The organism is Pseudosulfitobacter pseudonitzschiae (genome assembly GCF_900129395.1).
Classification (GTDB): Bacteria; Pseudomonadota; Alphaproteobacteria; order Rhodobacterales; family Rhodobacteraceae; genus Pseudosulfitobacter; species Pseudosulfitobacter pseudonitzschiae.
In genome coordinates, this window is the sequence record NZ_FQVP01000004.1 from 27668 (window position 1) to 50925 (window position 23258).

Genomic DNA, 23258 nt, shown 5'->3' on the forward strand with positions numbered 1-23258 from the left:
CGCCCCATGACGGACCGTCCAAACACCCCGCTGCTGGATACCATCCAGCGCCCCGCTGACATGAAACACCTCAGCGACGGCCAGCTGTTGCAACTGGCCGACGAGCTGCGCCGTGAAACCGTGTCTGCGGTGTCGGTCACCGGCGGCCATCTGGGCGCGGGTCTGGGTGTGGTCGAGTTGACCGTGGCCCTGCACGCCGTGTTCGACACGCCACGCGACAAGATCGTGTGGGACGTGGGCCACCAGTGCTATCCGCACAAGATCCTGACCGAACGCCGCGACCGCATCCGCACCCTGCGCCAAAAGGACGGGCTGTCCGGTTTCACCAAGCGCAGCGAATCGCCCTATGACCCGTTTGGCGCAGCGCATTCCAGCACCTCGATCAGCGCCGCCCTTGGCCTGGCCGTGGCGCGTGATCTGGGCGGTGTAACGCCCGAGGGACTTGGCGACGCAATTGCAGTGATCGGTGACGGCAGCATGAGCGCGGGCATGGCCTATGAGGCGATGAACAACGCGGGCGATCTGGGCAAGCGTCTGATCGTGATCCTGAACGACAATGAAATGTCCATCGCCCCGCCCGTGGGCGCGATGTCGTCCTATCTGTCCCGCCTTTACGCCGAGGAGCCGTTCCAGGACCTGAAAGCCGCCGCCAAAGGGGCGGTCAGCCTGCTGCCGCCCCCCTTCCGCGAAGGGGCACGCCGGGCCAAGGACCTGCTCAAGGGCATGACCGTGGGCGGCACCCTGTTCGAACAGCTGGGATTTTCCTATATCGGCCCCATCGACGGGCACGATCTGGACCAGCTTCTGCCCGTGCTGCGCACAGTCAAGGCGCGCGCCACCGGCCCGATCCTGATCCATGTGCTGACCAAGAAGGGCAAGGGCTATGGCCCCGCCGAACAGGCTGCCGACAAGGGGCACGCCCGCGCCAAGTTCGACGTGATCACCGGCGAACAGAAAAAAGCACCCAGCAATGCGCCCAGTTACACCAGCGTCTTTGCCCAGCATCTGCTGAAAGAGGCCGCCGCCGATGACCGGATTTGCGCGGTGACTGCTGCCATGCCCGATGGCACCGGGCTGAACCTGTTTGCCGAACGTTATCCCAGCCGCTGCTTTGATGTCGGCATCGCCGAACAGCATGGCGTAACCTTCTCGGCCGGGTTGGCTGCGGGCGGTATGAAACCGTTCTGCGCGATGTATTCGACATTCCTGCAACGCGGTTACGACCAGGTGGTGCACGATGTGGCGATCCAACGCCTGCCGGTGCGGTTTGCCATCGACCGTGCGGGGCTGGTGGGCGCCGACGGGGCCACCCATGCGGGCGCCTTTGACGTGGCATTTCTGGCGAACCTGCCCGGTTTCGTGGTGATGGCCGCCGCGGACGAGGCAGAGCTGGCGCATATGGTCGCCACCGCCGCCGCCCATGACGACGGCCCCATCGCTTTCCGCTTTCCGCGAGGCGAAGGCACCGGCGTCGAGATGCCAGAACGCGGCACCCCGCTTGAGATCGGCAAGGGACGCATGATCCGTGAAGGTCGGCGCGTGGCGATCCTGTCTTTTGGCACCCGCCTGAGCGAGGTCGAAGCCGCCTGCGAAAGCCTGGCTGCCAAGGGGATCACCCCCACCGTCGCAGACGCCCGTTTTGCCAAGCCACTGGACCGTGACATGATCCTGCAACTGGCCGCCGATCACGAGGCGCTGATCACCATCGAAGAAGGTGCCGTTGGCGGCTTTGGCAGCCATGTCGCACAGCTTTTGTCGGACGAGGGCGTGTTCGACGATGGGTTAAAGTTCCGGTCGATGGTGCTGCCCGACATCTTCATCGACCAGTCCAGCCCTGCCGACATGTACGCAACCGCACAACTCAGCGCCAAGGACATCGAGGCCAAGGTGTTGAACGTTCTGGGCGTGTCACAGATCGGTGCGGAACGGGCGTGAACAGGCTTTACCCCGGCCTGGCCCAGACCGCGATGCTGGCCAGAACCGCAACCTGCACATAGCCTGCCAGCACCCACAGACCGTCGCGGGTGATGACGCCGAATGCGATCATCGCAATCGCGCCGGCGCAGAATGACGACACAAAGGGCAGGATTTCCAGAAACGGAAAGGTCGCAGCTGTCAGCATGCAGACCACCAAGGTTAGCGGTCGCAGCATACCAGAGGTCAGGACCCGCAAACGGGGCCGCGAATGTGCATCCAGCCAGGCACAGGGCCTGCGCAACCACCCCGTCGCTGTCAGAACCCGATGCGCCGCCAGCTCGCGCCGCAGCAGGATCTCGGGCAGCCACAAATGCCGCCGCCGCCCAAAAGCTTGCGCCATCAGCACCAGCAGGATCACCGACGACAGCGTCGGCACCGTGGGAATGCCCGACAACGGGGACACGATCAGGATCGAGACCGCCAGCACCAGGGGCATGATGGACCGGTCACCGATGGCGGCCAGTATCTCGCGCATGCACACAACTGTCCCGTCCGCAGCCTCGTCAATCGCATCCAGCAGATGCGTCAACGTCTTGTCATTGGATTTCGACATTCCAGAATCAGCCGTCTTTCAAAAGGGCGGCCAGTCCTTCGCGGTATGTGGGATAGCGCAGCCGTACACCCAACGCAGACTTGATCCGTTCGTTCCGCACGCGTTTGCTTTCCGCATAGAAACTGCGCGCCATCGGGGTCATTTCTGCCTGTTCGATGGGAATTGCAGGCGGCACAGGCAGCCCCAGCAGCGTCGCGGCATGGGCGATCACCTCTTGCGGTGGCGCGGGGTCGTCGTCACAGACGTTATAGGCCGTGCCTGGCGCAGGTCGGGCAATCGAGGCCGCCAGAACCTGTGCGATATCCTCGACATGGGTGCGGGAAAACACCTGACCCTGCTTGATGATACGCCTTGCCGTGCCCTGGCGCACCTTCTCGAACGGTCCGCGACCGGGGCCATAGATGCCAGCCAGCCGGAAGATATGCAGGGGCAAGCCGGGGATCGCGCGCCATGCCTCCTCTGCGTCCTTGCGCATCTGTCCGCGTCTGGTGGTGGGGGTCAGCGGCGTTTCCTCATCCACCCAATCGCCTGCGTGGTCCCCATAAACGCCCGTAGTCGACAGATAACCCAGCCATTCCAGTTCGCTGGCCTTGGATGCGATTGCCGCGTGCAACGCGTTCAAAACCGGATCGCCATCCGCCGTCGGCCCTGCCGAGATCAACACATGCGTGGCCTCGGCCAGCGCGGGCATCACATCCCCGCCCGGCCAGATCAGCGGCTCAACACCTGTCGCCGCGATAGCATCGGCCTTTTCCGCGGTGCGCGTGGTGCCGATCACCCGCCATCCCTGCGGAATCAGCACCGCCGCCAATGCCTGCGCCGAATAGCCGTGTCCGAATGAAAGCAATGTCTTGTTCATCTGCAATAGGTGCCCCGCCACAGTGCCACGTTCAAGCCCCTTGCACCCAAAGCACGCGCACGCCAGCATGTACCGCATGAGCGATGATCCAGACCTGAACGCCGCCTATGCCCTGCAAACACCCGAGGATTCGCGGCAACTGTATGCCCGCTGGGCCAAAACCTATGACACCACATTCGCCAGCGCGAGCGGCTATGTTTTGCACATGCAAGTGGCCTCGCTGTTCGTGCTTCACGGCGGCACGGGGCCGGTTCTGGACGTGGGCGCAGGCACCGGCCTGTGCGGTGCGGCACTGACGGCCCAGGGAATCACACCTGTCGATGGCACCGACATTTCGCCGGAAATGCTGGAAGTTGCGGGCACCAAGGGCATCTATCGCAAGCTTTTCACCGGCGACATTCTGAAGGGGTTGGATATCGCCGACGCCACCTATGCGGGGGCCACCAGCAGCGGCACCTTTACCACCGGCCACGTCGGCCCAGATGCGTTGGACGAGGTGATACGCGTCGTCCGACCCGGCGGCCGCATCACCCTTTCGATCAACGCACAGCACTTTGCAGCCCAGGGCTTTGCCGCGAAATTTGCCCTGTTAGAGCCTGATATTCAGGATCTGACCCTGACAGACGTCCCGATCTACAGCCCAGAGACCACCGGCGTCCACGCCCGCGACATCGCCCGCGTCGCCAGCTGGATCAAGCGTTAGCGCCCCTTCCAGACGGGATCACGCTTCTCGGCAAAGGCTTTCGCCCCCTCAAGCTGATCCTCGGAGGCATAAAGTGCATCCACCGTGTGCAACTGCCGACCCGTGATCCGGTTCATCGCATCCTGGAACTTGGCATCCTCGGCATCGCGCACGATTTCCTTGATCGCGGCATAGACCAGCGGCGGGCCTGACGCGAGCAGCCGCGCCAGCTCCCATGCGCGGTCCGCCAGCGCATCGGCGGGCAACACCTCGTTCACGATCCCCCAACGATGCGCCTCGGCCGCATCAAACCAGCGCCCGGTCAGCAGCAGTTCCATCGCGATATGATAGGGAATCCGCTTGGGCAGTTTGACGCTGGCCGCATCCGCAACCGTGCCAGACCGGATCTCGGGCAGCGCAAACTGCGCATGATCCACCGCCAGGATCATGTCGGCACTCAGCGCCAGTTCCAGCCCGCCACCGCAGCAAATCCCGTTCACGGCTGCAATCACCGGCTTGTTCATCCCGCGCAGCTCCTGCAAGCCGCCGAAGCCACCGACGCCATAGTCCGCGTCCACGGCATCCCCGTCCGCCGCCGCCTTCAGGTCCCAACCGGGGCAAAAGAACTTGTCCCCGCCGCCAGTGATGATCGCGACACGCAATTCAGGATCATCGCGGAAATCGGCGAAGACATCCCCCATGATCCGGCTGGTCGCCAGATCAATTGCATTGGCCTTGGGGCGGTCCAGCGTCACGTGCAGAATTGCGCCTTCACGGCGGGTCTTGATCGGGTCCATTGGTCAGTCCTTTGCAATTCGGATCAGCGCGTCGGCAGCAACGGCGCGTGTCGGGGTACAGATCAGCGGGTTGATCTCAACCTCGCTGATCACATCGGCCTGTGCAATCACATAGGATTGCACCGCCATGACAGCGGCCACGATGCTGTCAATGTCAGCGGCAGGTTTGGCACGATAGCCAGACAGCAACGGGGCACATTTTAGCTTTGTTAGAGCCTGTTTCACTGCGCCTTCGTCCGAAGGCACCAGCAAGGAAACGGTATCGGCCAGTATCTCGGTAAACACGCCACCGGCGCCCAGCGTCAGAACAAACCCGTGCGCCGGATCTCGGGTCACCCCCACCAACAACTCGGCCACACCATCGGTCACCATCTCTTCGATGATTGCACCTGTGCCCGGCAGGTCCGCAAGGACCGCGCCCACCTGCTCCGCGGCTACGTTCAACCGCACTGCGCCTGCCTCGGTCTTGTGGGCCAGCCCCAGCCCTTTGACGGCAAAGGGTGGGATCAGCCCGGTCAGATCAGGGACAGATTTCCCTTGTGCAGAGACTGATTTTGGCACAGCCACGCCGTGCTCGGCCAGGGCCACCTTGGCCTGTGCCTCGCTCAATGTCTCTCCGTCCCGCGCGGCCCCGGATCGCAAAGGGACCACCGCAACAGGCGCGCCCAGATGCGCCGCAATCTCGGCGGCGGCTATTGCCTCGGTCAGCCCGTTCATCGGCACGACCCCACCTGTTATCAGTCTCTGCGCGACTTCCAGCGGCATCAGCTCGGGCAAGGTCGCAACCACAGCCACGGGCCGTCCCGTCTGTGCTCGCACGCCCAAAGCCGCAAGCGTCGCGCATTCCCAATCCTTCGCATCGGTGTGCGGATAATCCACGATCAGCAGGGTCAGCCCGATATGATCCGCCGCCATCGGTGCCCAGGCCCGCGTCATAGCCTGCGCATCGCGCCAGATGTACGTGTTGTAATCCAGCGGATTGGACAGCGCGACCATCGAACCCAATGCCTGTTGCAAAGCGGACCTTTGCCCCTGTGTCAGAGCCGGAAAGGATACCGCTCGGCCGTGCGCCGTATCGGCGGCCAGGCTCGCTTCGCCGCCAGAACAGCTGACAGACGACAGCGTCGGCGCATCCAGCCGCCCCGCCACATGCAACAGCTTCAATGTCTCGACAAAGGTCGGCAGATCGCGCGCGCGCCCGATCCCCAACCGCGCCAGCAAGGCCCCGGCGCCCGCATCGCCCCCCGCAAGCGACGCCGTGTGGGACACCGTCGCCCGCTGCGCCTGCTCGGACGCGCCGACTTTCAGCGCAATCAGCGGCACGCCGCGTTCCGCTGCCAGAACAGCCAGCCGATGCCACGCAGCGGTATCACCGAACCCTTCGATATGCAGCCCGATCGCCGTCACACGCGGATCATCCAGCAACCCCAGCGCAATTTCGGCCTGCGTCGTCTGCGCCATGTTTCCACAGGCCACGACATAGGACACCGGCAACCCGCGCTGCTGCATCGTCAGGTTGATCGCGATATTCGAACTTTGTGTCAGGATCGCCACACCGCTGTCCACGCGCGGACATCCATGTTGGTCAGGCCACAACAACGCACCGTCCAGTGCGTTGATGTAGCCATAACAATTCGGCCCTAACACGGGCATATCACCCGCTGCGGCCACCAGTTGCGCCTGTAAATCCGTCCCGCTGGCATCCTCTGCCGCGGCCTCGGCAAAGCCTGAGGCAAAGCATACCGCCCCGCCCGCGCCCATCCGGGCCAGCCGCCCCACGACGTCAATCGCAACATGCCGGTTCACACCCACGAAAACCGCGTCAGGCACCTGTGGCAAATCCTCGACCGTAGGCACCGAAGCGATCCCCTCGATGACCGCTCCCCTGGGGTGAACGATATGAATATCGCCCGAAAACCCCATAAGCAGAGACTGTTTTACGACCTGCGCGCACCAGGCGCCACCGCCCACGACGGCAATCGACCTTGGTCGCAACAACCGCGACAGATCACGCGCCATACTGCACCCTCTTTTGTCTGGATGTACCCCGGGGGCCTGCCCCCCGTTTACGCACCCAGGGCACGCAACAGCTCGCGGCTGATGATGTGACGCTGGATCTCGCTTGTCCCGTCCCAGATCCGTTCGACCCGCGCGTCGCGCCAGAACCGTTCCAGCGGATAGTCGTCCATCAACCCCATCCCACCGTGCACCTGTATCGCGGCATCTGTCACCCGCCCCAGCATCTCGCTGGCGAACAGCTTGGCCGAGGCGATCTCGCGGTTCGCAGGCAGCCCCTTGTCCAGCCGGTCGGCGCTGGCGAGTGTCAGCAGGTCGGCGGCGTCGATCTCGGTGATCATGTCAGCAAGCTGAAAAGACACGCCCTGAAACTTGCCGATCTTCTGCCCGAACTGTTCCCGCTCGGCGGCGTAGTTCAGCGCATAGTCGAACACGCGCCGCGCGCGGCCCACGGACATGGTCGCGACGGTGATTCGGGTGGCGTACAGCCAGGTGTTCATCACCTCGAACCCGCCATGCACCTCGCCCAGCACCTGCGCGTCGGGCAGCCGGCAATCGTCGAACTCGAGGATCATGTTCTTGTAGCCGCGATGCGAGACCGATTTATAGCCATCGCGAATGGTGAAACCCGGCGTTCCCCGATCCACCAGAAAGGCCGTAATCCTCTTTTTAGGGCCTTTTGGCGTCTGGTCCTCGCCCGTGGCGATGAACACGATGATGAAATCCGCATGGTCCGCGCCCGAAATGAAATGTTTGGTGCCGTTCACCACCCAATCACCGCCATCGCGCACCGCGTTGCACTTCATCCCGCGCACGTCCGACCCGGCCCCCGGCTCGGTCATCGCCAGCGCGTCCATGCGTTCCCCACGCACGGCGGGCATCAGGTAACGGTCGATCTGCTCGCCTTCGCAGGCCATCAGGATGTTCTGGGGCCGCCCGAAGAAATGGTTCAACGCCATCGACCCGCGTCCCAACTCGCGCTCGACCAGCGCAAACTCAACATGGTTCAACCCCGCGCAGCCGACGCTTTCGGGGAAGTTGCAGGCGTAGAATCCCAGATCCAGTGTCTTTTGCTTGATCTCCTGCGCAATCTCGGCGGGCACTTCGCCCGTGCGCTCCACCAGTTCCTCGTGCGGGTAAATCTCGTGCTCGACAAAGCTGCGGACGGTGTCCGCAATCATCGTCTGCTCGTCCGTCAGACCGTAAATCATGTGTGTATTCCTATCAGCTCGCGTAGTTCGAGCCTTCTTCGTCAAGGATGGCTTTCAGCTCGGCCAGATGGCGCAAATCCTGCTCGGGATAGTCTTCGACCTCTTGAGCAGTCTTTTCCGCGACCTCATCCGACAGAACCCGCAAGGGCTGTCCGGTTTGCAGCGCGCGAATATAGGTTTCGGCGGCGCGTTCGAAGTAATAGAGCCTGTTAAAGGTTTCCGCGACTGTATCGCCAATGATCATCACGCCATGGTTGCCCATGATCATGACCTTTTTCTTCGGATCATCAAACAGGCGCGCACAGCGTTCGCCTTCGTCCTCGAATGCCAGGCCGTTATAGCCATCGTCGATCACATAGCGGTTGAAGAAAGTCGCACAGTTCTGGTCGATGGGCGGCAGGCGGCTGTCGGCCAATGATGCCAGCACCGTGGCATGGATCGAATGGACGTGCATCGCGCAGCGTGCGTGCGGGCAGTGACGGTGGATGCCGCCATGCAGGCCCCAGGCGGTCGGATCTGCATCGACGCCGACCATGCTGTCGGGATCATTTGCATCCATCTCGATCAGGTCCGACGCTTTGATGCGTGAAAAATGCATCTGGTTGGGGTTCATCAGAAACTTTGTCCCGTCGTCGTTCACTGCCAGCGAAAAATGGTTTGCCACCGCTTCGTGCAGGTTCAGCCGCGCGGTCCAGCGAAAGGCGGCGGCAAGGTCCACGCGCTCCTGCATGTGTTCCATATTGGGGCGTATCTGGGTGACGGACATGGGTCAGTTCTCCGGTTGTGGTTTTGCGTATGGTGGCGAGGGCGGGACCGGATGGCCAACGAAAAAACTGTCGCCATAGCATTAGCAATGCTAATGACTGGATTATGAATACCCGCGCCCTGCCCCCTCTGAACCAACTGCGCGCCTTCGAGGCGGCGGCGCGGCACCTGTCGTTCACCGCAGCGGCGGGCGAGTTGAACATGACGCAAAGCGCGGTCAGTCAGCAGATCAAATCGCTTGAGAGCTATCTGGGACAGCCGCTGTTTTATCGCCGCCCACGGGCGCTGGAACTGACGGTGACCGGGTTGAATTACCTGCCCGTTGTGCGCGACGCCTTTCAGACGCTCAGCCGGGGCACGCGGATGCTGGTCGATGGCGATGCGCGGGATGCCTTGCAGGTCCAGTGTAACCTGACCTTTGCGACCTGCTGGCTGGCGCCACGCCTGCCACGCCTGTATGCGCGCCACCCCGACCTGCACATGCAAATCAACACCGCGATCTGGGACCCGATGGAACGCGGTGACATGGCAGATATCGAAATCCGGCTCCTGATGGCCCCCGCCCGCGACCGGCCCGCGACGCGGCTGACCTGGGACCGTTTCTACCCGGTTTGCGCGCCCGGTTATCAGGTGTCGCTGGCCGATATCACCCGGCACCGCCTGTTTTACTGCACCGCGATGCTGACCACATGGGACGCATGGGCCGAAGGCGCGGGCCTGCCCACCGCGCAGGGTCCGCGTGTCACCCATGCGCAGGTTCTGGCCACCGCCATGGCCGCCGCCGAAGCAGGCGCGGGACTGGCGATGACCCATGATTGCGCCGCGTCCCACGCGATTGCACAGGGCCGCCTTGTGCGTCCGTTTGCCGAATCTGCACGGATGCACGAGGCCTACTACCTGTCACTGGGGCCGCAGGCGGAGAACAACACGCAGGCGCACGCCTTTGCCGCGTGGATCAAGGCAGAGATGGCTGCAGATTACCCTTTGTCAGGCTCTGATATCGGCCCCGACGGCACCCAGGCATAGCCGTCGGCGCACAGGATGTATGCCTCGCGCAGTCCGTGTGGTTTGTCGGTCGCGGGTTGCAGGATCGTGGCCCCGACGCCCTGCGCCCGCAGAACAGCCGCATCCGCATCGGTGTCGTAGAGACGGATTTCCAACCCTGCGCCGCGCGGCGGGTTCTCGGGCAAAAGCCCTTGCAGCGGGTTGGAATGATAGGTGCCGTCACTGTGCAGCTGGAACAGCTGGTCACCGTATACCATGATCGCGAAATCACTCGAAACACGGTGCGCAGTCATTTCGAAAACAGTCTCTAAGAAGGCCACATGCGCCCGCACATCCCGCACCAGCAGGTTCAGGCCCATGCCCCGCAAGCTGCGGCCAAAGGTGTCGGCGTCAACGGTTTCATAATCCATACCGCACCGTCACCAAGCCGCGCCGACGCGTCAAGTCATTCCGGAAGGCGCACACCGTCGGCGTCGATCAACATATCGCCGTTTTCCTTGGCATAGGGTGCGTGTGGCCAGTTGGGCAGCAGGTCCAGAACCTTACCGGATGGACGGCACAGCCGCACGCCGCCCGCGCAGGCAACGATGGGGCGATTGACAAGGATCGGATGGGCCACCATCGCGTCCAGCAACGTGTCGTCGCTGACCCCATCCTCAAGCAGCCCCATTTCAGCCGCCGGAGACTTGGACACGCGCAACGCGTCACGCGGCGTCAACCCGGCAGCGGCAAATAGCGCCAGCAGTTGCGGGCGGGTCCATCCGGCGTCGAGATATTCGATGACGGTCGGGTCATAGCCCGCATCACGGGCAATCTGCACCACATTCCGAGAGGTGCCACAGGCGGCGTTGTGAAAGATGACGATATCCATGAACAGCCTTTGCCGCAGTTTCATGACGTTTTCAAGAATGCGAATACAGCCCCTTGCACCCGCCCGCGACTTTGGAACAAATGGGGCATGGAACATATCCCCTTCCCCTCATGGCCCGATGTGGCCGCCGACCTGATCGCCGTGGCCGCGGGCCGCACGCCTGCGCAGACCGTTATCAAGGGTGGCAAATGGGTCAACGTCCACACCCGCGAGGTTCTGGATGGTCATGACATTGCCATCACCCACGGACGCATCGCCTGTGTGGTGCCCGACGCCAGCTATTGCACCGGCCCCGACACGGAACTGATCGAAGCCAACGGGCGCTACATGATCCCGGGCCTGTGTGACGCGCACATGCACATCGAAAGCGGTATGCTGACGCCAGCGGAGTTTGCTCGCGCTGTCATCCCGCACGGCACCACCAGCATGTTCACCGACCCGCACGAGATTGCCAACGTGCTGGGCCTGGAGGGCGTGCGGATGATGCACGACGAGGCGCTGTTGCAGCCGGTGAACATCTTTACCCAGATGCCCAGCTGTGCGCCCAGCGCACCGGGCATGGAAACCACCGGCTTTGAAATCTCGCCCGAGGACGTGGCCGAGGCGATGGCGTGGCCTGGCATCATCGGTCTGGGCGAAATGATGAACTTTCCGGGTGTCAGCAATGCCGACCCCAAGATGCTGGCCGAGATTGCCGCAACCCAGCGGGCGGGCAAGACCGTCGGCGGGCATTATGCCTCGCCCGATCTGGGGCCGGCCTTTGCGGGCTATGTGGCGGGCGGCCCGGCCGACGACCACGAGGGCACCTGCGAGGCGGACGCGATTGCGCGGATGCGGCAGGGGATGCGGTCGATGATCCGGCTGGGCAGCGCGTGGTACGATGTGCAAAGCCAGATCACCGCGATCACCGAAAAAGGGCTGGACCCGCGCAACATGATCCTGTGCACCGACGATTGCCATTCCGGCACGCTGGTGAACGACGGACACATGAACCGCGTTGTACGCCATGCCATCGCGTGTGGATGCGATCCGCTGGTGGCCTTGCAGATGGCGACGATCAACACCGCCACCCACTTTGGCCTGGAGCGCGAAATCGGCTCGCTGACGCCAGGGCGGCGGGCGGATGTGATCCTGACGTCGGACCTGAAAACTCTGCCGATTGAACAGGTGATCGCGCGGGGCAAAACAGTCTCTATCAATGGTGAAATCACGGTTGATTGCCCGCATTACGACTGGCCTGACACCGCACGACAGACGGTGAACATGGCGCGCGACCTGACTGCGGATGACTTTCGCATTGCCGCCCCCAAGGGTGCCAATGCTGTCACTGCCAACGTGATCGGCGTGGTCGAAAACCAGGCCCCGACCAAGGCCCTGCAATTCGAACTGCCGGTCACCGAAGGTCGGGTTCAGGCCACGGGTGAGGTGTGTCAGATCGCGCTGGTCGAACGACACCGGGCTACCGGCGGTGTGGTGAACGCTTTTGTCTCGGGGTTTGGGTACGCGGGTCCAATGGCCATGGCATCGACCGTGGCACATGACAGCCACCATATGATCGTGGTCGGCACCGACGCCGACAACATGGCACTGGCCGCCAACCGCTTGCGCGAGGTTGGGGGTGGTATCACCGTGTTCAAGGACGGCACCGAACTGGCGCTGGTGGATCTGCCGATTGCCGGTCTGATGTCCGACAGCCCCGCGCAAGAGGTCGCCGCCAATGCCGATGCGATGATGGAGGCCATGCGCGCCTGTGGCTGCACGCTGAACAACGCCTATATGCAGCATTCGCTGCTGGCGCTGGTGGTGATCCCCGAACTGCGCATTTCGGACCGTGGCCTGGTCGATGTGCGTACCTTTGAATTCAAGCCCGTGATAGAGACACATACATGACCCGCATTCTGACACCGGACGATGGCCACCCGCGCAGCTTTACCGATGCGACCGCCGCCGTGGACTATCTGCAAGAGCTGTACACCACTGCCACAACCTTCCTGCGTGCGCAGTTCCTGAGTGCGATGTCCGACGGAGCACCCGATGCGCGCGTGCGGGCGTTCTACCCCGAGGTGCGCGTGACAACGCTAAGCTATGCCCAGATCGACACGCGGCTGAGCTTTGGCTACGTCCCCACGCCTGGCACCTATGCCACGACGATCACCCGGCCCGACCTGTTCCGCAATTACCTGATCCAGCAGATCGGCCTGCTGATCGACCATCACGGCCAGCCCGTGCACATCGGGGCATCGGACACGCCGATCCCGGTGCATTTCGCCGTTGGCTCGGATGCCGCCATTCAGGTGCCGCAACAGGGGGCGGCCAGTTTCACTCTGCGCGACGTCTTTGACGTACCGGACCTGTCGACCACCAGTGACGACATCGTGAACGGCACCTTTGCCCCCAGCGATGGCGTCGGCCCGCTGGCCCCGTTCACCGCACAGCGCATCGATTATTCGCTGGCGCGGCTGGCCCATTACACTGCAACCGATCCCGAGCATTTCCAGAACTTTGTCCTGTTCACGAACTACCAGTTCTATGTCTCGGAATTCGAAGCCTTTGCCCGCGCGCAACTGGACGACCCCGACAGCGGCTATACCGCCTTTGTCTCGACCGGCAACGCCCAGATCACGGCGGGTGACCAGCCGCTGACCGAACCGGCCAAGCTGCCGCAAATGCCGACCTATCACCTCAAACGGAAGGACGGCAGCGGCATCACGCTGGTGAACATCGGCATCGGCCCCTCGAATGCCAAGACCGCCACCGACCATATCGCGGTGCTGCGTCCGCACGCGTGGCTGATGGTCGGGCACTGCGCCGGTTTGCGCAATTCGCAGGCCTTGGGTGATTTCGTGCTGGCCCACGCCTATCTGCGCGAAGATCACGTGTTGGACGACGATCTGCCAGTCTGGATTCCGATCCCGGCGCTGGCAGAAATCCAGATTGCGCTGGAACAGGCGGTGGGCGAGGTGACCGCGCTGGAAGGGTTCGACCTGAAGCGGATCATGCGTACTGGCACCGTTGCAACCATCGACAACCGCAACTGGGAACTGCGCGACCAATCCGGCCCGGTCGCCCGCCTGTCGCAATCGCGCGCCGTTGCGCTGGATATGGAAAGCGCCACGATTGCCGCCAACGGCTACCGGTTCCGCGTGCCTTACGGCACCTTGCTGTGCGTGTCGGACAAGCCCCTGCACGGCGAGCTTAAGCTGCCCGGCATGGCGTCCGAGTTCTATACGACACAGGTGCAACGCCACCTGATGATCGGAATTCGCGCCATGGAACGGTTGCGCAAGATGCCCTTGGAACGTATTCACAGCCGGAAATTGAGGTCTTTTGACGAGACCGCCTTCCTCTGATCGGCGAAATCCGGGGAAAATCGGCAGAAACAAGCGAAAAAAGAACGATTACCGCTTGTCTTGAACCGCTATTCGTTGTGTTCATATACAACATTCCGTTACTCTACGGGCGTGAGGCCCTATAATTCGGGCGGACGAAGGAGACCATAAAATGGCAAAACCAATGACAAAGACCCAACTCGTCGCCGCACTGGCCGAGGACATGGGGACAGACAAGAAATCCGCAGGCGCAGCACTGGATGCAGTTTGCGCGCTGATCACACGTGAAGTGTCCGGCGGCGGTGCCGTCACCCTGCCCGGCGTTGGCAAAATCTATTGCCGCGAGCGCCCCGAGCGCATGGTGCGCAACCCTGCCACCGGCGAGCAGTTCAAGAAAGAAGCCGACAAGGTTGTCAAAATGACAATCGCCAAAGCGCTGAAAGACAGCGTGAACGGCTGATCTTGTCTGAGACATGATTTCGGCAAAGGGTCGCCCTCGGGCGGCCCTTTGTTGTTTCGGGGCATAAGGCATCAAACTGCATTACTCAGCCTGCGCCTTGCCCCTTGGCCGCAATTGGGAAAAGGTCGCCAGAACGGACAACCACAGGACGCGACACCCAACATGGACTTCAAAGCAATCCTGATGGGCGTCGTGTTCGCCTTTATCTGGTCCTCGGCCTTTACCTCGGCGCGGATCATCGTGACCGATGCGTCACCGCTGGCGGCGCTGTCGTTGCGGTTCTTTCTGTCAGGCATCATCGGCGTGATCATCGCCCGGATGATGGGCCAAAGCTGGAACCTGACCCGGAACCAGTGGCGGGCAACCTTTGTGTTCGGCCTGTGCCAGAACGCCATCTATCTGGGGCTGAACTTTTACGCGGTGCAGACCGTGCAGGCGTCGCTGGCGTCGATCATCGCGTCGACCATGCCCCTGATGGTCGCGGCGGCCGGCTGGATCGTGTTTCGCGACAGGCTGCCGCTGTTCGGGGTGATCGGGTTGCTGATGGGCATTGTCGGCGTCGTCATCATCATGTCGGCACGCATGGACGCCGGTGCGGACATGCGCGGGGTCGCCTTGTGCATCCTCGGAGCCGTCTCGCTGACCGTCGCCACGCTGTCGATGCGCGGCGCGTCGTCGGGCGGCAACCTGATGATGGTCGTCGGCCTGCAAATGTTCGTGGGCGCCGGTGTGCTGGCCGTGGCTTCGGCACTGACCGAAACGCTTCGATTCAATCCGACACCCCAGTTCTTTGCCGCGTTCGCATACACCATGTTCGCGCCCGGGCTGCTGGCCACTTACATCTGGTTTTCGCTGGTCCAGCGCATCGGTGCCGTCAAGGCGGCAACCTTCCATTTTCTCAACCCGTTCTTTGGCGTGGCTGTCGCCGCTGTCCTGCTGGGCGAAAAGCTGGGCGCGCATGATATTCTGGGTGTGGTGATCATCGGACTGGGCATTCTTGCGGTACAACTGTCACGCGCGACAAAAACCTGATCCGGCTGTATTGCGCACCATTGAGCCCCGCGCGTCGCTGCCGTTAGACTGTTTGCGTATTCAACCGGAGCCTTTGATGAACCGCCGCGCCTTTCTGACCGCCACTGCTGCCACATTTGCCTTGCCTGGCGTCGCTTCTGCCTTTCAGGTCCGCACCTTCAGCCCCGCGCTGTGGGACGAAGTGCGCGCCAGCGATCAGGTGGTGATCCTGAATTTTCGGACGAACTGGTCCCTGACCTGCCAGATCAAACAGGAGCTGATTGCCGAGGCGATTTCGGAAAATCCCGAATACAGCGCCCTGCAGTTCATTGACGTAAACTGGGACACCTATGGGCGTTCGCGCATGGCCGAGCGGATGAAAGTCGCGCGACGGTCTACCCTGTTGGTGATGAAAAACGGCAACGAAATCGCGCGTTTGGTGAACGAACCCGACGCCAGGAAGATCCGCGGCCTGATGGACGCCGCCCTGGCTGCCGGTTGAACCATAGGTCGTTTTCAGAACAGTCACCGCCCTGATGCCCGCGCTAGCGTCGGGTCATGACAATCGTTCCACGGCGCTATGTGTTCCTGCTGATCCCTGGCTACAGCCAGCTTGGCTTTGCCTGCGCGCTCGAGGCGCTGAGTCTGGCCAATCTGCACCCATCGGGACAGACCTATTACACGTGGATGGTGCTGAGCGCCGATGGCGCGCCGGTGCCTGCCTACAACGGGATCACCACCGTGGTGGACGGTCCGCTGACCGAACTGCACCACGACGATACGCTGGTGGTCTGCGCTGGCGAGCATGCGGGCGCGGGCAGCACAAAAGCCGTGCTGAACTGGTTGCGCCGCGAAACCCGACGCGGCATTGATTTCGGCGCGCTGTCGTCAGGGGCCTATACGCTGGCGCTGGCCGGGCTGCTGGCAGGCAAACGGGTGGTCACCCACTGGCAGTACCGCGATGCGCTATGCGAACTGCTGCCCGATGTGACCATCGAAAAGGGTCTGTTCGCGATCGACGGCCGCGTGTTCACCACTGCGGGCGGGGCCGCGTCGATGGATATGATGCTGGCGCGTATCCGCGAAGAATACGGGCAGGATTTGGCGACATGGGTGGCCGATCAGATGGTCTATACCCATCCACGCCAAATGGAACATGCCCAGCGCATGTCGGCAGGCGGTCCGGCCGAGGCGCGCAATCCCAAGCTGGCGCTGGCCTTGCAAGCCATGGCCAACAACCTTGAGGACCCGCTGCGCCCCGACGAGATTGCCGATCTGGTTGGCCTGTCCACCCGCCAGCTGGAGCGGCTGTTTGCAAAATACCTGTCCGTATCACCCAAGCGGCATTACCTCAGCCTGCGACTGGAAAAGGCGCGTGGGCTGTTGCGACAGACCTCCATGACCGTCACGGACATTTGCGTGGCTTGCGGGTTCCAGTCGCTGTCGCATTTCTCGAAATGCTACCGCAGCAACTTTGGCCTCAGCCCCGGTCAGGAAATGCGGGGGAGCCATTTGTTGTGGACCTCGTGAAGCCACGCTAAACCTTGGGGGAACAGACCCAAGGTATTTCAATGAAACTGCTTTTTGTGCACCAGAACATGCCGGGCCAATACCGCGAATTTGTCCAGTGGCTGGCCGACACCCGCGATCACGATATCATTTTCCTGACCCAGCGCCGCAAGCCGCCCTTGATGAAGGGTGTGCGCGAACTGGTTTACAAGGCTCACCATCAGGCGTCCGATGACACCTATGGGCTGGTCAAGACGTGGGAAAATGCCGCCGGTTCCGGCTTTGGCTGCGCGATGGCCGCCCAAGGCTTGCGCGACAAGGAAGGGTGGACTCCCGATATCATCATCGGTCATGTCGGCTGGGGCGAGTTGACCTTTATGAAGGAAATCTACCCCGATGTGCCGATCATCGGCTTTTTCGAATATTACTACAGCGTCACCGGCGGTCCCGTCGGCTTTGATCCCGAAAGCCCGGTCAGCGACCATGCACCCTTCATCATGCAGGCACACAACACCGTGCCGCTGGTCAACATCGACCGCGTGGATCTGGCGCAATGTCCGACGGAATGGCAAAAGAACCGCTTTCCAACTGCCTTTCATGACAAGATGTACGTCTGCCATGACGGCATCCGCACCGACACGCTGCTGCCAAATCCTGATGTAGAGCTGCGCCTGGGCCGGATCGACCGTCCGCTGACACGTGCCGATGAAATCGTGACCTATGTGGCGCGCAACCTGGAAACGACCCGCGGTTTTCATCAGTTCATGCGCGCGCTGCCGGGCATCCTCGAGGGGCGGCCCAACGCCCGCGTGATGGTGGTGGGCGGCAACGACACGTCCTATGGCGGCAAGTCCGAGCACCCCAACGGCCTGCGCGGTCAGATGGAGGCCGAAGTCGGCGATCGCGTGGATTGGTCGCGTGTGCATTTTCTGGGGCAGGTGCCCTATGACGCCTATCAAAAGCTGATCCAGATCAGCCGCTGCCATATTTATCTGACCATGCCCTTTGTGCTGTCATGGTCGCTGCTGGAATCCATGTCGATGCAGGCCACCATCGTGGCCAGCGACGTGGCCCCCGTGCGCGAGGCGATCACCCACGGGGAAACCGGGATGCTGGTGGATTTCTTCGACCCCGAAGCACTGGCGGCGCAGGTCGTTGATGTGCTGGCGCGCCCAGATGCCTATGCGCATCTGGGACCGAACGCGCGGGCGCATGTGGTGAAAACCTATGATTTTCTCACTGTCTGCCTGCCCGAGCACCTGCGCCAGATCAACGCGCTGGTGCCAGCGGACAAGGCCATAGCCCTGCCCGCCTAGATCATCAGTTGGCGGCGTTGTTGGCGGTGTTGAAGACGCCAAAGACCGAACCAACGAGGCCCAGAACCGTGCGGGCACCGTTGATCGGGCTTTCGGTGACCAGAACCACGTCGCCCGAGTTGATGCTGAAATTGCGAGCCGAAAACAGCCCGTCGGCATTGGTCAGGTCCAGTGTGAACACGACGCGCGGCTGACGCGGCCCGCGCACACCGGGACGTACGGCGCTGGCCGGATATTCACGCAGGATCAGGATGCCCTTGGGGTTGGCCCGTGCCGCGTTCACGCCGCCCAGAATGGCCACGGCATCCGTGGCCGAAATCTCGTCCTTGGTGAACGGGTACAACGACTGTGTGCCCGCAGCCCCCATCGACACGAAATACCGTTCATCTGCCTCGACGATAACCTTGTCGCCACCGCGCAGCCGCGTGTCGTGGCCCGGGTTTTCGTACAGGCGGTTAATCGATGTGCCATACATCTTGCCGCCCCGCATCAAACGGATCTGCGGGTTTTTCAGGCCACTATCGACGCCACCGCCGGCGGCAATCAACGACAGCACCGAAAAGTTCTGGTCCGGCATCGGGAAGGAACCGGGCGCACGCACGCCGCCCACCAGATCAACGGAGTTCATCCGCCCTTCGGCCATCGAGACCTGTACCTGTGCCGATGGCACAACTGCTTCGAGGCTGTTCTGAATGGCGGACCGGGCGCTGTCGGGCGTACGGCCCGCCACGTTGATCTTGCCCACGTAGGGAATGAAAACAGTGCCTGCACCGGTGACGCGCACCTCGGTCAGGTCGGCGACCGGCGATCCGGGACCGGTCAGAAGCGAGTTTTCGCCCGAATCCCAGATGCGGATGTTCAGCGTATCGCCCGGCGAAATCACCTGCGAGCTGTACCCCTTGGTCGCACCGATCCAGTTGTACTGTTCGTCGCCGACCTTCGGCCAGCTTGCGATCGACGGCAAAAATGCCCGCGTGACGGGGTAAATTGCAAAATCGGCTTCAACGTCGCTCGAGGTTTTTAGAATTTCCTTGTCGACGGCAGCGCCGCGCGGCAGCTGCGAACAGGCCACCATAAACATCATGACACAAAGCCATCCGATAACGCGCAAATGTACGGTCATGCTTGTTTGCCCCCAGGCAGCTATTTTTCTTTCGGATCAGCTGGCAGATTAACGCTGAAACGTTTGAATTTTCTGCTGCGCAAGATACTGGATGGGGTCATGCCGTCAACGCCAACACGCCCTGATTTCAACAATAAGCGCCTCGTGGTTCTGGGCGCGACGGGGCGGCTGGGCGGTATTCTGCGCAAGCAGTGGAAAACCGACGCCGTTCGCTGGCAGGCCCGCATCGAAAGGGACGGATTTCACCGCGTCGATATTCTGAATGATCCCAAAGCGCTACGTGACCTGTGCAGCGGTGCCGATGCCGTTTTATGTCTGGCAGGCGTCACAAGGGGCAATCCTGCTGCCTTGCAACACAACACCGATCTGGCGCGCGCCGCGATCACTGCGGCAAATGGCGCGCGTGTCTTTTTGGCGTCCTCGGCGGCGGTTTATGGCGCAGGCGGCAAGGATTTGCGCGAAACCGATGCCGTGACGCCCCTGTCACCCTACGGACAGGCCAAGCTGGCGATGGAACAGGCTGCCCTTTCCTCTGGCGCGCCCGTCACCTGTCTGCGCATCGGAAACGTCGCCGGGGCTGATGCAATATTGGGCGGCTGGCACAGTGAAATGGCGCTGGACACTGACGCAGAAGGGCGAACCCCGCGCCGCAGTTACATCGGGCCACAGGCCTTTGCGCGCACACTGGCCCATGTCCTAGCCACCGACACCCCGCCGCCGGTGCTGAACATCGCGGCACCCGGCCTTGTCGAAATGGGTGCGCTGCTGGATGCCGCCGCCCTGCCGTGGCATGCGACTGCGCCAACCCGCCCCGTCATCTGGGATGTGGGCCTGAATACGGATGCGCTTGCCTTGCTTGCCCCATTTGCACCACAAGACAGCACAGCCGCAGGCATCGCCGCCGAATGGCATCACGCAAGAGACCCGCAATGACCTGGCGCAAGCGCATTTTCGATCTGTTCTTTGCCAGCTTGCTGGTGATCATCCTTGGCCCCGTCATCCTGTGGCTGGTCGTCTATATCCTGATCAAACAGGGCCGCCCGCTGTTTTACGTGGCCGAACGCATGAAAACCCCGACCCAGTCCTTTGGTCTGTGGAAGTTTCGCACCATGTCGGTTGTCGACGAGGACGCAGGGGTGTCGGGCGGGGACAAAAGCGCACGGATCACCCCGCTGGGCGCGAAACTGCGCGCCAGGCGGCTGGACGAATTTCCACAGCTTTGGAATATCCTGAAGGGCGACCTGAGCTTTGTCGGCCCGCGCCCGCCCCTGCGCGAATATGTCGAGCGGTTTCCACATATCTATGGTCAGGTGCTCAAATCGCGGCCGGGCGTCACTGGGTTGGCGACCATCCGGTTTCACAAACACGAAGACAGGCTGCTGGCCCGCTGCAAGACACCAGAAGCCACGGACGACATTTACACGCGCATCTGTGTCCCGCGCAAAGCACGGTTGGACCTGATCTATCAGCGCAATCAATCAACCTGTTATGACTTTGACCTTGTGTTCCAGACCATCGGGAACCTCTTTCGCAGGCGGTCGTCCGCCACCAGACCACCACGACGCTGACACGAGGTGCGAATCGCTTGAAACTGGCTTAAGGTTTCGCAAAGCGACTATTTTTTAGAAAGAATTAACCAAACGTCATTGATAAATGCCGTTGCATGGTCTTTTTCACATGCAGAATCTCAATCTTAGGTTGGCGATTGGCAAAAGCGTCCTAATTGAGGTGCCAAGTGATCAAGAATGTATTTCAGGGGCGATAAGTGCTGAATTTCATCAAATCGCTCTCGCGATCGCAAAAGCGTAACATCATGCTGTTCATCGACGCCATGCTGGTGCCGATTGCGCTGTTCTTTTCGTTCTCGCTGCACGCCAACGGCGAGGCCTTGGTCATGATGTTGGCCTATCTGCCGGTCCTGCCCTACCTGCTGATCATCGGCGGTGCGCTGTCGGTTCTTATGGGCATTTCGACCATTCAATTGAACGCCTATGAAACCGGCGCCATCGGCCTGACCGGCGCGTTTTCCGTGGCCCTCGTGATCGTATCCTACCTACTGACCACCGCGGCGCGGATTCCGATCACGATTCCGACGCATATTGTCTTTGGCATCAGCTTTTTCATCTTTTCGATCATCAGCCGTGCGGTGCTGTTGCAGATCGTGCTGGCCATCTATCGCCGGTCGTCCCTGCGCTGTCGCGTCCTGATCTACGGGGCGGGCACCACTGGCACACAGCTGGTGTCGGCCTTGCGCAGCCACGAACATATCGAACCCGTCGCCTTTGTGGATGACAGCAAGGCATTGCACGGGCTGATCGTGGCGCGGCTGCCGGTCTATTCGCCTGTCCGCATCGCCGAGATTGCTGCGGAAAAACGGATCGATCGTGTCCTGCTTGCGCTGCCCTCGCTCAGCCTGCCCAAACAGGCGCAAATCTCAAGGCGCCTGCAAAAAATGGGGCTCGAGGTTCAGGCGCTGCCCTCCTTCGCCCAGCTCGTCGGAGAGGAGGCGCTGGTTGACAAGCTGACCGATGTCGAACCCAAGCTGTTTTTGAACCGCGACGAGGTGGCGACCGAAACCGGCGCAAGCGCGATTGCCAGCTACCAAGGCAAAACCGTGCTGATTTCGGGCGCGGGCGGGTCCATCGGGTCAGAGCTGTGCCGGCAGGTCATGCAATGCAGTCCTGCGAAAATGGTCCTGTTCGAGCTAAGCGAGGTCGCGCTGTACAAGGTCGACATGGAACTGCGTCAGATCGCCGAAGACACGGATATCGAGATCGTGCCGGTGCTGGGCACGGTCACCGACGCGCGTCAGGTGCGGGGCGTTCTGTCCGATCACAACGTTCAGGTGGTGCTGCATGCGGCAGCCTACAAACACGTGCCCCTGGTCGAGACCAACCCACTCACAGGGCTGGCGAACAACGTACTGGGCACACACACACTGGCGACCGAAGCCGCAAAGACAAATGTTGAACGTTTCATCCTGATCAGCTCGGACAAGGCGGTGCGCCCCACGAATGTCATGGGGGCGTCGAAACGTCTGGCCGAACTGGTGGTGCAGGATCTGGCCAGCCGCGTTTCTGCGGGCGATGCGCCGATCTATACGATGGTGCGCTTTGGCAATGTTCTGGGCTCGTCCGGGTCGGTTGTCCCGCTGTTCCAGGAACAGTTGCGCCGGGGTGGCCCCGTGACCGTGACCCACCCCGAGGTGTCACGCTATTTCATGACGGCACAAGAGGCCGTGCACCTGGTGTTGCGCGCGGGTGCAATGGCCAAGGGTGGCGAGGTTTTCGTTCTGGACATGGGCAAACCGGTTCACATTGAAAAACTGGCGCGCCAAGTCATCGAAAGCGCGGGCTACACGGTGCGTGACGCCAAGAACCCCGATGGCGATATCGAGATTGAATTCATCGGCCTGCGTCCCGGCGAAAAGATGACCGAAGAGCTGACCCTGACCGGCAACCTGATCGGCACAACCCATCGCAAGATTTTCTCGGCGGACGAAATGGCGCTTTCGGAAATCGAAATCGCAAGCGCACTGCGGGCCTTGCGCGCAGCCCTCGCATCCAACGACGAACAGGCCGCCAGGGAAGTGGCCCTGCGGTGGGTCGAAGGTTATTCAAATTCTCGTCACGAACAGCTGGCCGACGCGACACAATTCACTCCGGTTTAAGAGCCGTGCGCGCCCGATTGTCACCCGAATGCCGCGGTTGCGCGCCAAGCCCCGCAAACCGAGGCAATCCGGTTGATCTGACCCAGCGCCGCATGGTCTAGTCC

At 61.9% G+C, this 23258-nt stretch carries 22 protein-coding genes; 13 read left to right on the forward strand and 9 right to left on the reverse strand.

What is annotated here, in order from left to right:
- Nucleotides 1–6 precede the first annotated feature (6 nt).
- Nucleotides 7–1935 carry a 1-deoxy-D-xylulose-5-phosphate synthase gene (gene dxs / locus BUC08_RS11965; protein ID WP_037922322.1) on the forward strand — a complete coding sequence of 643 codons (1929 nt, stop codon included), beginning with the start codon at nt 7–9 and terminating at the stop codon, nt 1933–1935.
- Nucleotides 1936–1942: 7 nt separating this feature from the next.
- On the opposite strand, the gene BUC08_RS11970 is transcribed toward dxs, so the two are convergent.
- Both BUC08_RS11970 and BUC08_RS11975 read right to left on the reverse strand, forming a co-directional pair.
- Nucleotides 1943–2530 (reverse strand): exopolysaccharide biosynthesis protein, encoded by a 588-nt coding sequence (locus BUC08_RS11970; protein WP_037922324.1) that lies wholly within the window; start codon nt 2528–2530, stop codon nt 1943–1945.
- Between the two features lie 7 nt (nt 2531–2537).
- Complete coding sequence (locus BUC08_RS11975; protein WP_037923365.1) at nt 2538–3389, reverse strand: SDR family oxidoreductase; 852 nt, start codon at nt 3387–3389, stop codon at nt 2538–2540.
- Nucleotides 3390–3465: 76 nt separating this feature from the next.
- Here BUC08_RS11975 and BUC08_RS11980 point away from each other — a divergent pair, with 76 nt between their 5' ends.
- Nucleotides 3466–4092: a class I SAM-dependent DNA methyltransferase gene (locus BUC08_RS11980; protein ID WP_037922326.1), complete on the forward strand. Its 627-nt coding sequence runs from the start codon at nt 3466–3468 to the stop codon at nt 4090–4092.
- On the opposite strand, the gene BUC08_RS11985 is transcribed toward BUC08_RS11980, so the two are convergent.
- From BUC08_RS11985 to BUC08_RS12000, 4 genes are read right to left on the reverse strand one after another with little or no spacing between them, the layout of a single operon-like run.
- A complete protein-coding gene (locus BUC08_RS11985; protein ID WP_037922328.1) occupies nt 4089–4868 on the reverse strand; it encodes a carnitinyl-CoA dehydratase in 780 nt (259 codons plus the stop codon). The two genes, BUC08_RS11980 and BUC08_RS11985, sit on opposite strands and share 4 nt — an antisense overlap.
- A gap of 3 nt (nt 4869–4871) precedes the next feature.
- Entirely contained in the window at nt 4872–6887 is a 2016-nt protein-coding gene (locus BUC08_RS11990) for an acetate--CoA ligase family protein (protein ID WP_037922330.1), read from the reverse strand.
- Nucleotides 6888–6934: 47 nt separating this feature from the next.
- A complete protein-coding gene (locus BUC08_RS11995) occupies nt 6935–8095 on the reverse strand; it encodes an acyl-CoA dehydrogenase family protein (protein WP_037922332.1) in 1161 nt (386 codons plus the stop codon).
- A 13-nt stretch (nt 8096–8108) separates the two neighbouring features.
- Nucleotides 8109–8861 carry a class II aldolase and adducin N-terminal domain-containing protein gene (locus BUC08_RS12000; RefSeq protein WP_037922334.1) on the reverse strand — a complete coding sequence of 251 codons (753 nt, stop codon included), beginning with the start codon at nt 8859–8861 and terminating at the stop codon, nt 8109–8111.
- 104 nt (nt 8862–8965) lie between these two features.
- On the opposite strand from BUC08_RS12000, the gene BUC08_RS12005 reads away from it, so the two are divergent.
- Nucleotides 8966–9886 (forward strand): LysR family transcriptional regulator, encoded by a 921-nt coding sequence (locus tag BUC08_RS12005; RefSeq protein WP_037922336.1) that lies wholly within the window; start codon nt 8966–8968, stop codon nt 9884–9886.
- Here the strand turns inward: BUC08_RS12005 and BUC08_RS12010 are convergent.
- Both BUC08_RS12010 and BUC08_RS12015 read right to left on the reverse strand, forming a co-directional pair.
- Nucleotides 9838–10275: a VOC family protein gene (locus tag BUC08_RS12010; RefSeq protein WP_037922338.1), complete on the reverse strand. Its 438-nt coding sequence runs from the start codon at nt 10273–10275 to the stop codon at nt 9838–9840. The two genes, BUC08_RS12005 and BUC08_RS12010, sit on opposite strands and share 49 nt — an antisense overlap.
- A gap of 35 nt (nt 10276–10310) precedes the next feature.
- Nucleotides 10311–10736 (reverse strand): arsenate reductase family protein, encoded by a 426-nt coding sequence (locus BUC08_RS12015; RefSeq protein ID WP_037923368.1) that lies wholly within the window; start codon nt 10734–10736, stop codon nt 10311–10313.
- An 87-nt stretch (nt 10737–10823) separates the two neighbouring features.
- Between BUC08_RS12015 and ade the strand changes: the two genes are divergently transcribed.
- The 7 genes from ade (at nt 10824) to BUC08_RS12050 (ending at nt 18361) form a co-directional block, all read left to right on the forward strand.
- Nucleotides 10824–12626, forward strand: a complete 1803-nt coding sequence (gene ade, locus BUC08_RS12020; protein WP_037922341.1) for an adenine deaminase — start codon at nt 10824–10826, stop codon at nt 12624–12626.
- On the forward strand, nt 12623–14086 hold the full coding sequence (locus tag BUC08_RS12025) for an AMP nucleosidase (RefSeq protein WP_037922344.1): 1464 nt from the start codon (nt 12623–12625) through the stop codon (nt 14084–14086). The genes ade and BUC08_RS12025 overlap by 4 nt, the downstream gene beginning before the upstream one ends.
- 151 nt (nt 14087–14237) lie before the next feature.
- Nucleotides 14238–14525 carry an HU family DNA-binding protein gene (locus tag BUC08_RS12030; RefSeq protein WP_028955749.1) on the forward strand — a complete coding sequence of 96 codons (288 nt, stop codon included), beginning with the start codon at nt 14238–14240 and terminating at the stop codon, nt 14523–14525.
- A gap of 162 nt (nt 14526–14687) precedes the next feature.
- On the forward strand, nt 14688–15557 hold the full coding sequence (locus BUC08_RS12035; protein ID WP_037922347.1) for a DMT family transporter: 870 nt from the start codon (nt 14688–14690) through the stop codon (nt 15555–15557).
- Between the two features lie 76 nt (nt 15558–15633).
- On the forward strand, nt 15634–16038 hold the full coding sequence (locus BUC08_RS12040; RefSeq protein ID WP_037922348.1) for a thioredoxin family protein: 405 nt from the start codon (nt 15634–15636) through the stop codon (nt 16036–16038).
- 56 nt (nt 16039–16094) lie between these two features.
- Nucleotides 16095–17066 (forward strand): GlxA family transcriptional regulator, encoded by a 972-nt coding sequence (locus tag BUC08_RS12045; protein ID WP_037922350.1) that lies wholly within the window; start codon nt 16095–16097, stop codon nt 17064–17066.
- A 41-nt stretch (nt 17067–17107) separates the two neighbouring features.
- A complete protein-coding gene (locus BUC08_RS12050; RefSeq protein WP_037922352.1) occupies nt 17108–18361 on the forward strand; it encodes a glycosyltransferase family 4 protein in 1254 nt (417 codons plus the stop codon).
- Between the two features lie 4 nt (nt 18362–18365).
- Here BUC08_RS12050 and BUC08_RS12055 read toward each other — a convergent pair whose 3' ends face one another.
- Complete coding sequence (locus BUC08_RS12055; RefSeq protein ID WP_224769714.1) at nt 18366–19445, reverse strand: polysaccharide biosynthesis/export family protein; 1080 nt, start codon at nt 19443–19445, stop codon at nt 18366–18368.
- Nucleotides 19446–19583: 138 nt separating this feature from the next.
- Between BUC08_RS12055 and BUC08_RS12060 the strand changes: the two genes are divergently transcribed.
- From BUC08_RS12060 to BUC08_RS12070, 3 genes are all read left to right on the forward strand, one after another.
- Nucleotides 19584–20417: an NAD-dependent epimerase/dehydratase family protein gene (locus BUC08_RS12060; protein WP_073194248.1), complete on the forward strand. Its 834-nt coding sequence runs from the start codon at nt 19584–19586 to the stop codon at nt 20415–20417.
- Entirely contained in the window at nt 20414–21052 is a 639-nt protein-coding gene (locus BUC08_RS12065) for a sugar transferase (protein ID WP_037922356.1), read from the forward strand. The genes BUC08_RS12060 and BUC08_RS12065 overlap by 4 nt, the downstream gene beginning before the upstream one ends.
- A gap of 197 nt (nt 21053–21249) precedes the next feature.
- Complete coding sequence (locus BUC08_RS12070; protein ID WP_037922358.1) at nt 21250–23154, forward strand: polysaccharide biosynthesis protein; 1905 nt, start codon at nt 21250–21252, stop codon at nt 23152–23154.
- The last annotated feature ends 104 nt before the right edge of the window (nt 23155–23258 follow it).

What these genes read in the sequence shown, in the direction of transcription:
- dxs (WP_037922322.1), top strand. Translation starts at nt 7, where the DNA reads ATGACGGACCGTCCAAACACCCCGCTGCTGGATACCATCCAGCGCCCC.
- BUC08_RS11970 (WP_037922324.1), bottom strand. Translation starts at nt 2,530, where the DNA reads ATGTCGAAATCCAATGACAAGACGTTGACGCATCTGCTGGATGCGATT.
- BUC08_RS11975 (WP_037923365.1), bottom strand. Translation starts at nt 3,389, where the DNA reads ATGAACAAGACATTGCTTTCATTCGGACACGGCTATTCGGCGCAGGCA.
- BUC08_RS11980 (WP_037922326.1), top strand. Translation starts at nt 3,466, where the DNA reads ATGAGCGATGATCCAGACCTGAACGCCGCCTATGCCCTGCAAACACCC.
- BUC08_RS11985 (WP_037922328.1), bottom strand. Translation starts at nt 4,868, where the DNA reads ATGGACCCGATCAAGACCCGCCGTGAAGGCGCAATTCTGCACGTGACG.
- BUC08_RS11990 (WP_037922330.1), bottom strand. Translation starts at nt 6,887, where the DNA reads ATGGCGCGTGATCTGTCGCGGTTGTTGCGACCAAGGTCGATTGCCGTC.
- BUC08_RS11995 (WP_037922332.1), bottom strand. Translation starts at nt 8,095, where the DNA reads ATGATTTACGGTCTGACGGACGAGCAGACGATGATTGCGGACACCGTC.
- BUC08_RS12000 (WP_037922334.1), bottom strand. Translation starts at nt 8,861, where the DNA reads ATGTCCGTCACCCAGATACGCCCCAATATGGAACACATGCAGGAGCGC.
- BUC08_RS12005 (WP_037922336.1), top strand. Translation starts at nt 8,966, where the DNA reads ATGAATACCCGCGCCCTGCCCCCTCTGAACCAACTGCGCGCCTTCGAG.
- BUC08_RS12010 (WP_037922338.1), bottom strand. Translation starts at nt 10,275, where the DNA reads ATGGATTATGAAACCGTTGACGCCGACACCTTTGGCCGCAGCTTGCGG.
- BUC08_RS12015 (WP_037923368.1), bottom strand. Translation starts at nt 10,736, where the DNA reads ATGGATATCGTCATCTTTCACAACGCCGCCTGTGGCACCTCTCGGAAT.
- ade (WP_037922341.1), top strand. Translation starts at nt 10,824, where the DNA reads ATGGAACATATCCCCTTCCCCTCATGGCCCGATGTGGCCGCCGACCTG.
- BUC08_RS12025 (WP_037922344.1), top strand. Translation starts at nt 12,623, where the DNA reads ATGACCCGCATTCTGACACCGGACGATGGCCACCCGCGCAGCTTTACC.
- BUC08_RS12030 (WP_028955749.1), top strand. Translation starts at nt 14,238, where the DNA reads ATGGCAAAACCAATGACAAAGACCCAACTCGTCGCCGCACTGGCCGAG.
- BUC08_RS12035 (WP_037922347.1), top strand. Translation starts at nt 14,688, where the DNA reads ATGGACTTCAAAGCAATCCTGATGGGCGTCGTGTTCGCCTTTATCTGG.
- BUC08_RS12040 (WP_037922348.1), top strand. Translation starts at nt 15,634, where the DNA reads ATGAACCGCCGCGCCTTTCTGACCGCCACTGCTGCCACATTTGCCTTG.
- BUC08_RS12045 (WP_037922350.1), top strand. Translation starts at nt 16,095, where the DNA reads ATGACAATCGTTCCACGGCGCTATGTGTTCCTGCTGATCCCTGGCTAC.
- BUC08_RS12050 (WP_037922352.1), top strand. Translation starts at nt 17,108, where the DNA reads ATGAAACTGCTTTTTGTGCACCAGAACATGCCGGGCCAATACCGCGAA.
- BUC08_RS12055 (WP_224769714.1), bottom strand. Translation starts at nt 19,445, where the DNA reads ATGATGTTTATGGTGGCCTGTTCGCAGCTGCCGCGCGGCGCTGCCGTC.
- BUC08_RS12060 (WP_073194248.1), top strand. Translation starts at nt 19,584, where the DNA reads ATGCCGTCAACGCCAACACGCCCTGATTTCAACAATAAGCGCCTCGTG.
- BUC08_RS12065 (WP_037922356.1), top strand. Translation starts at nt 20,414, where the DNA reads ATGACCTGGCGCAAGCGCATTTTCGATCTGTTCTTTGCCAGCTTGCTG.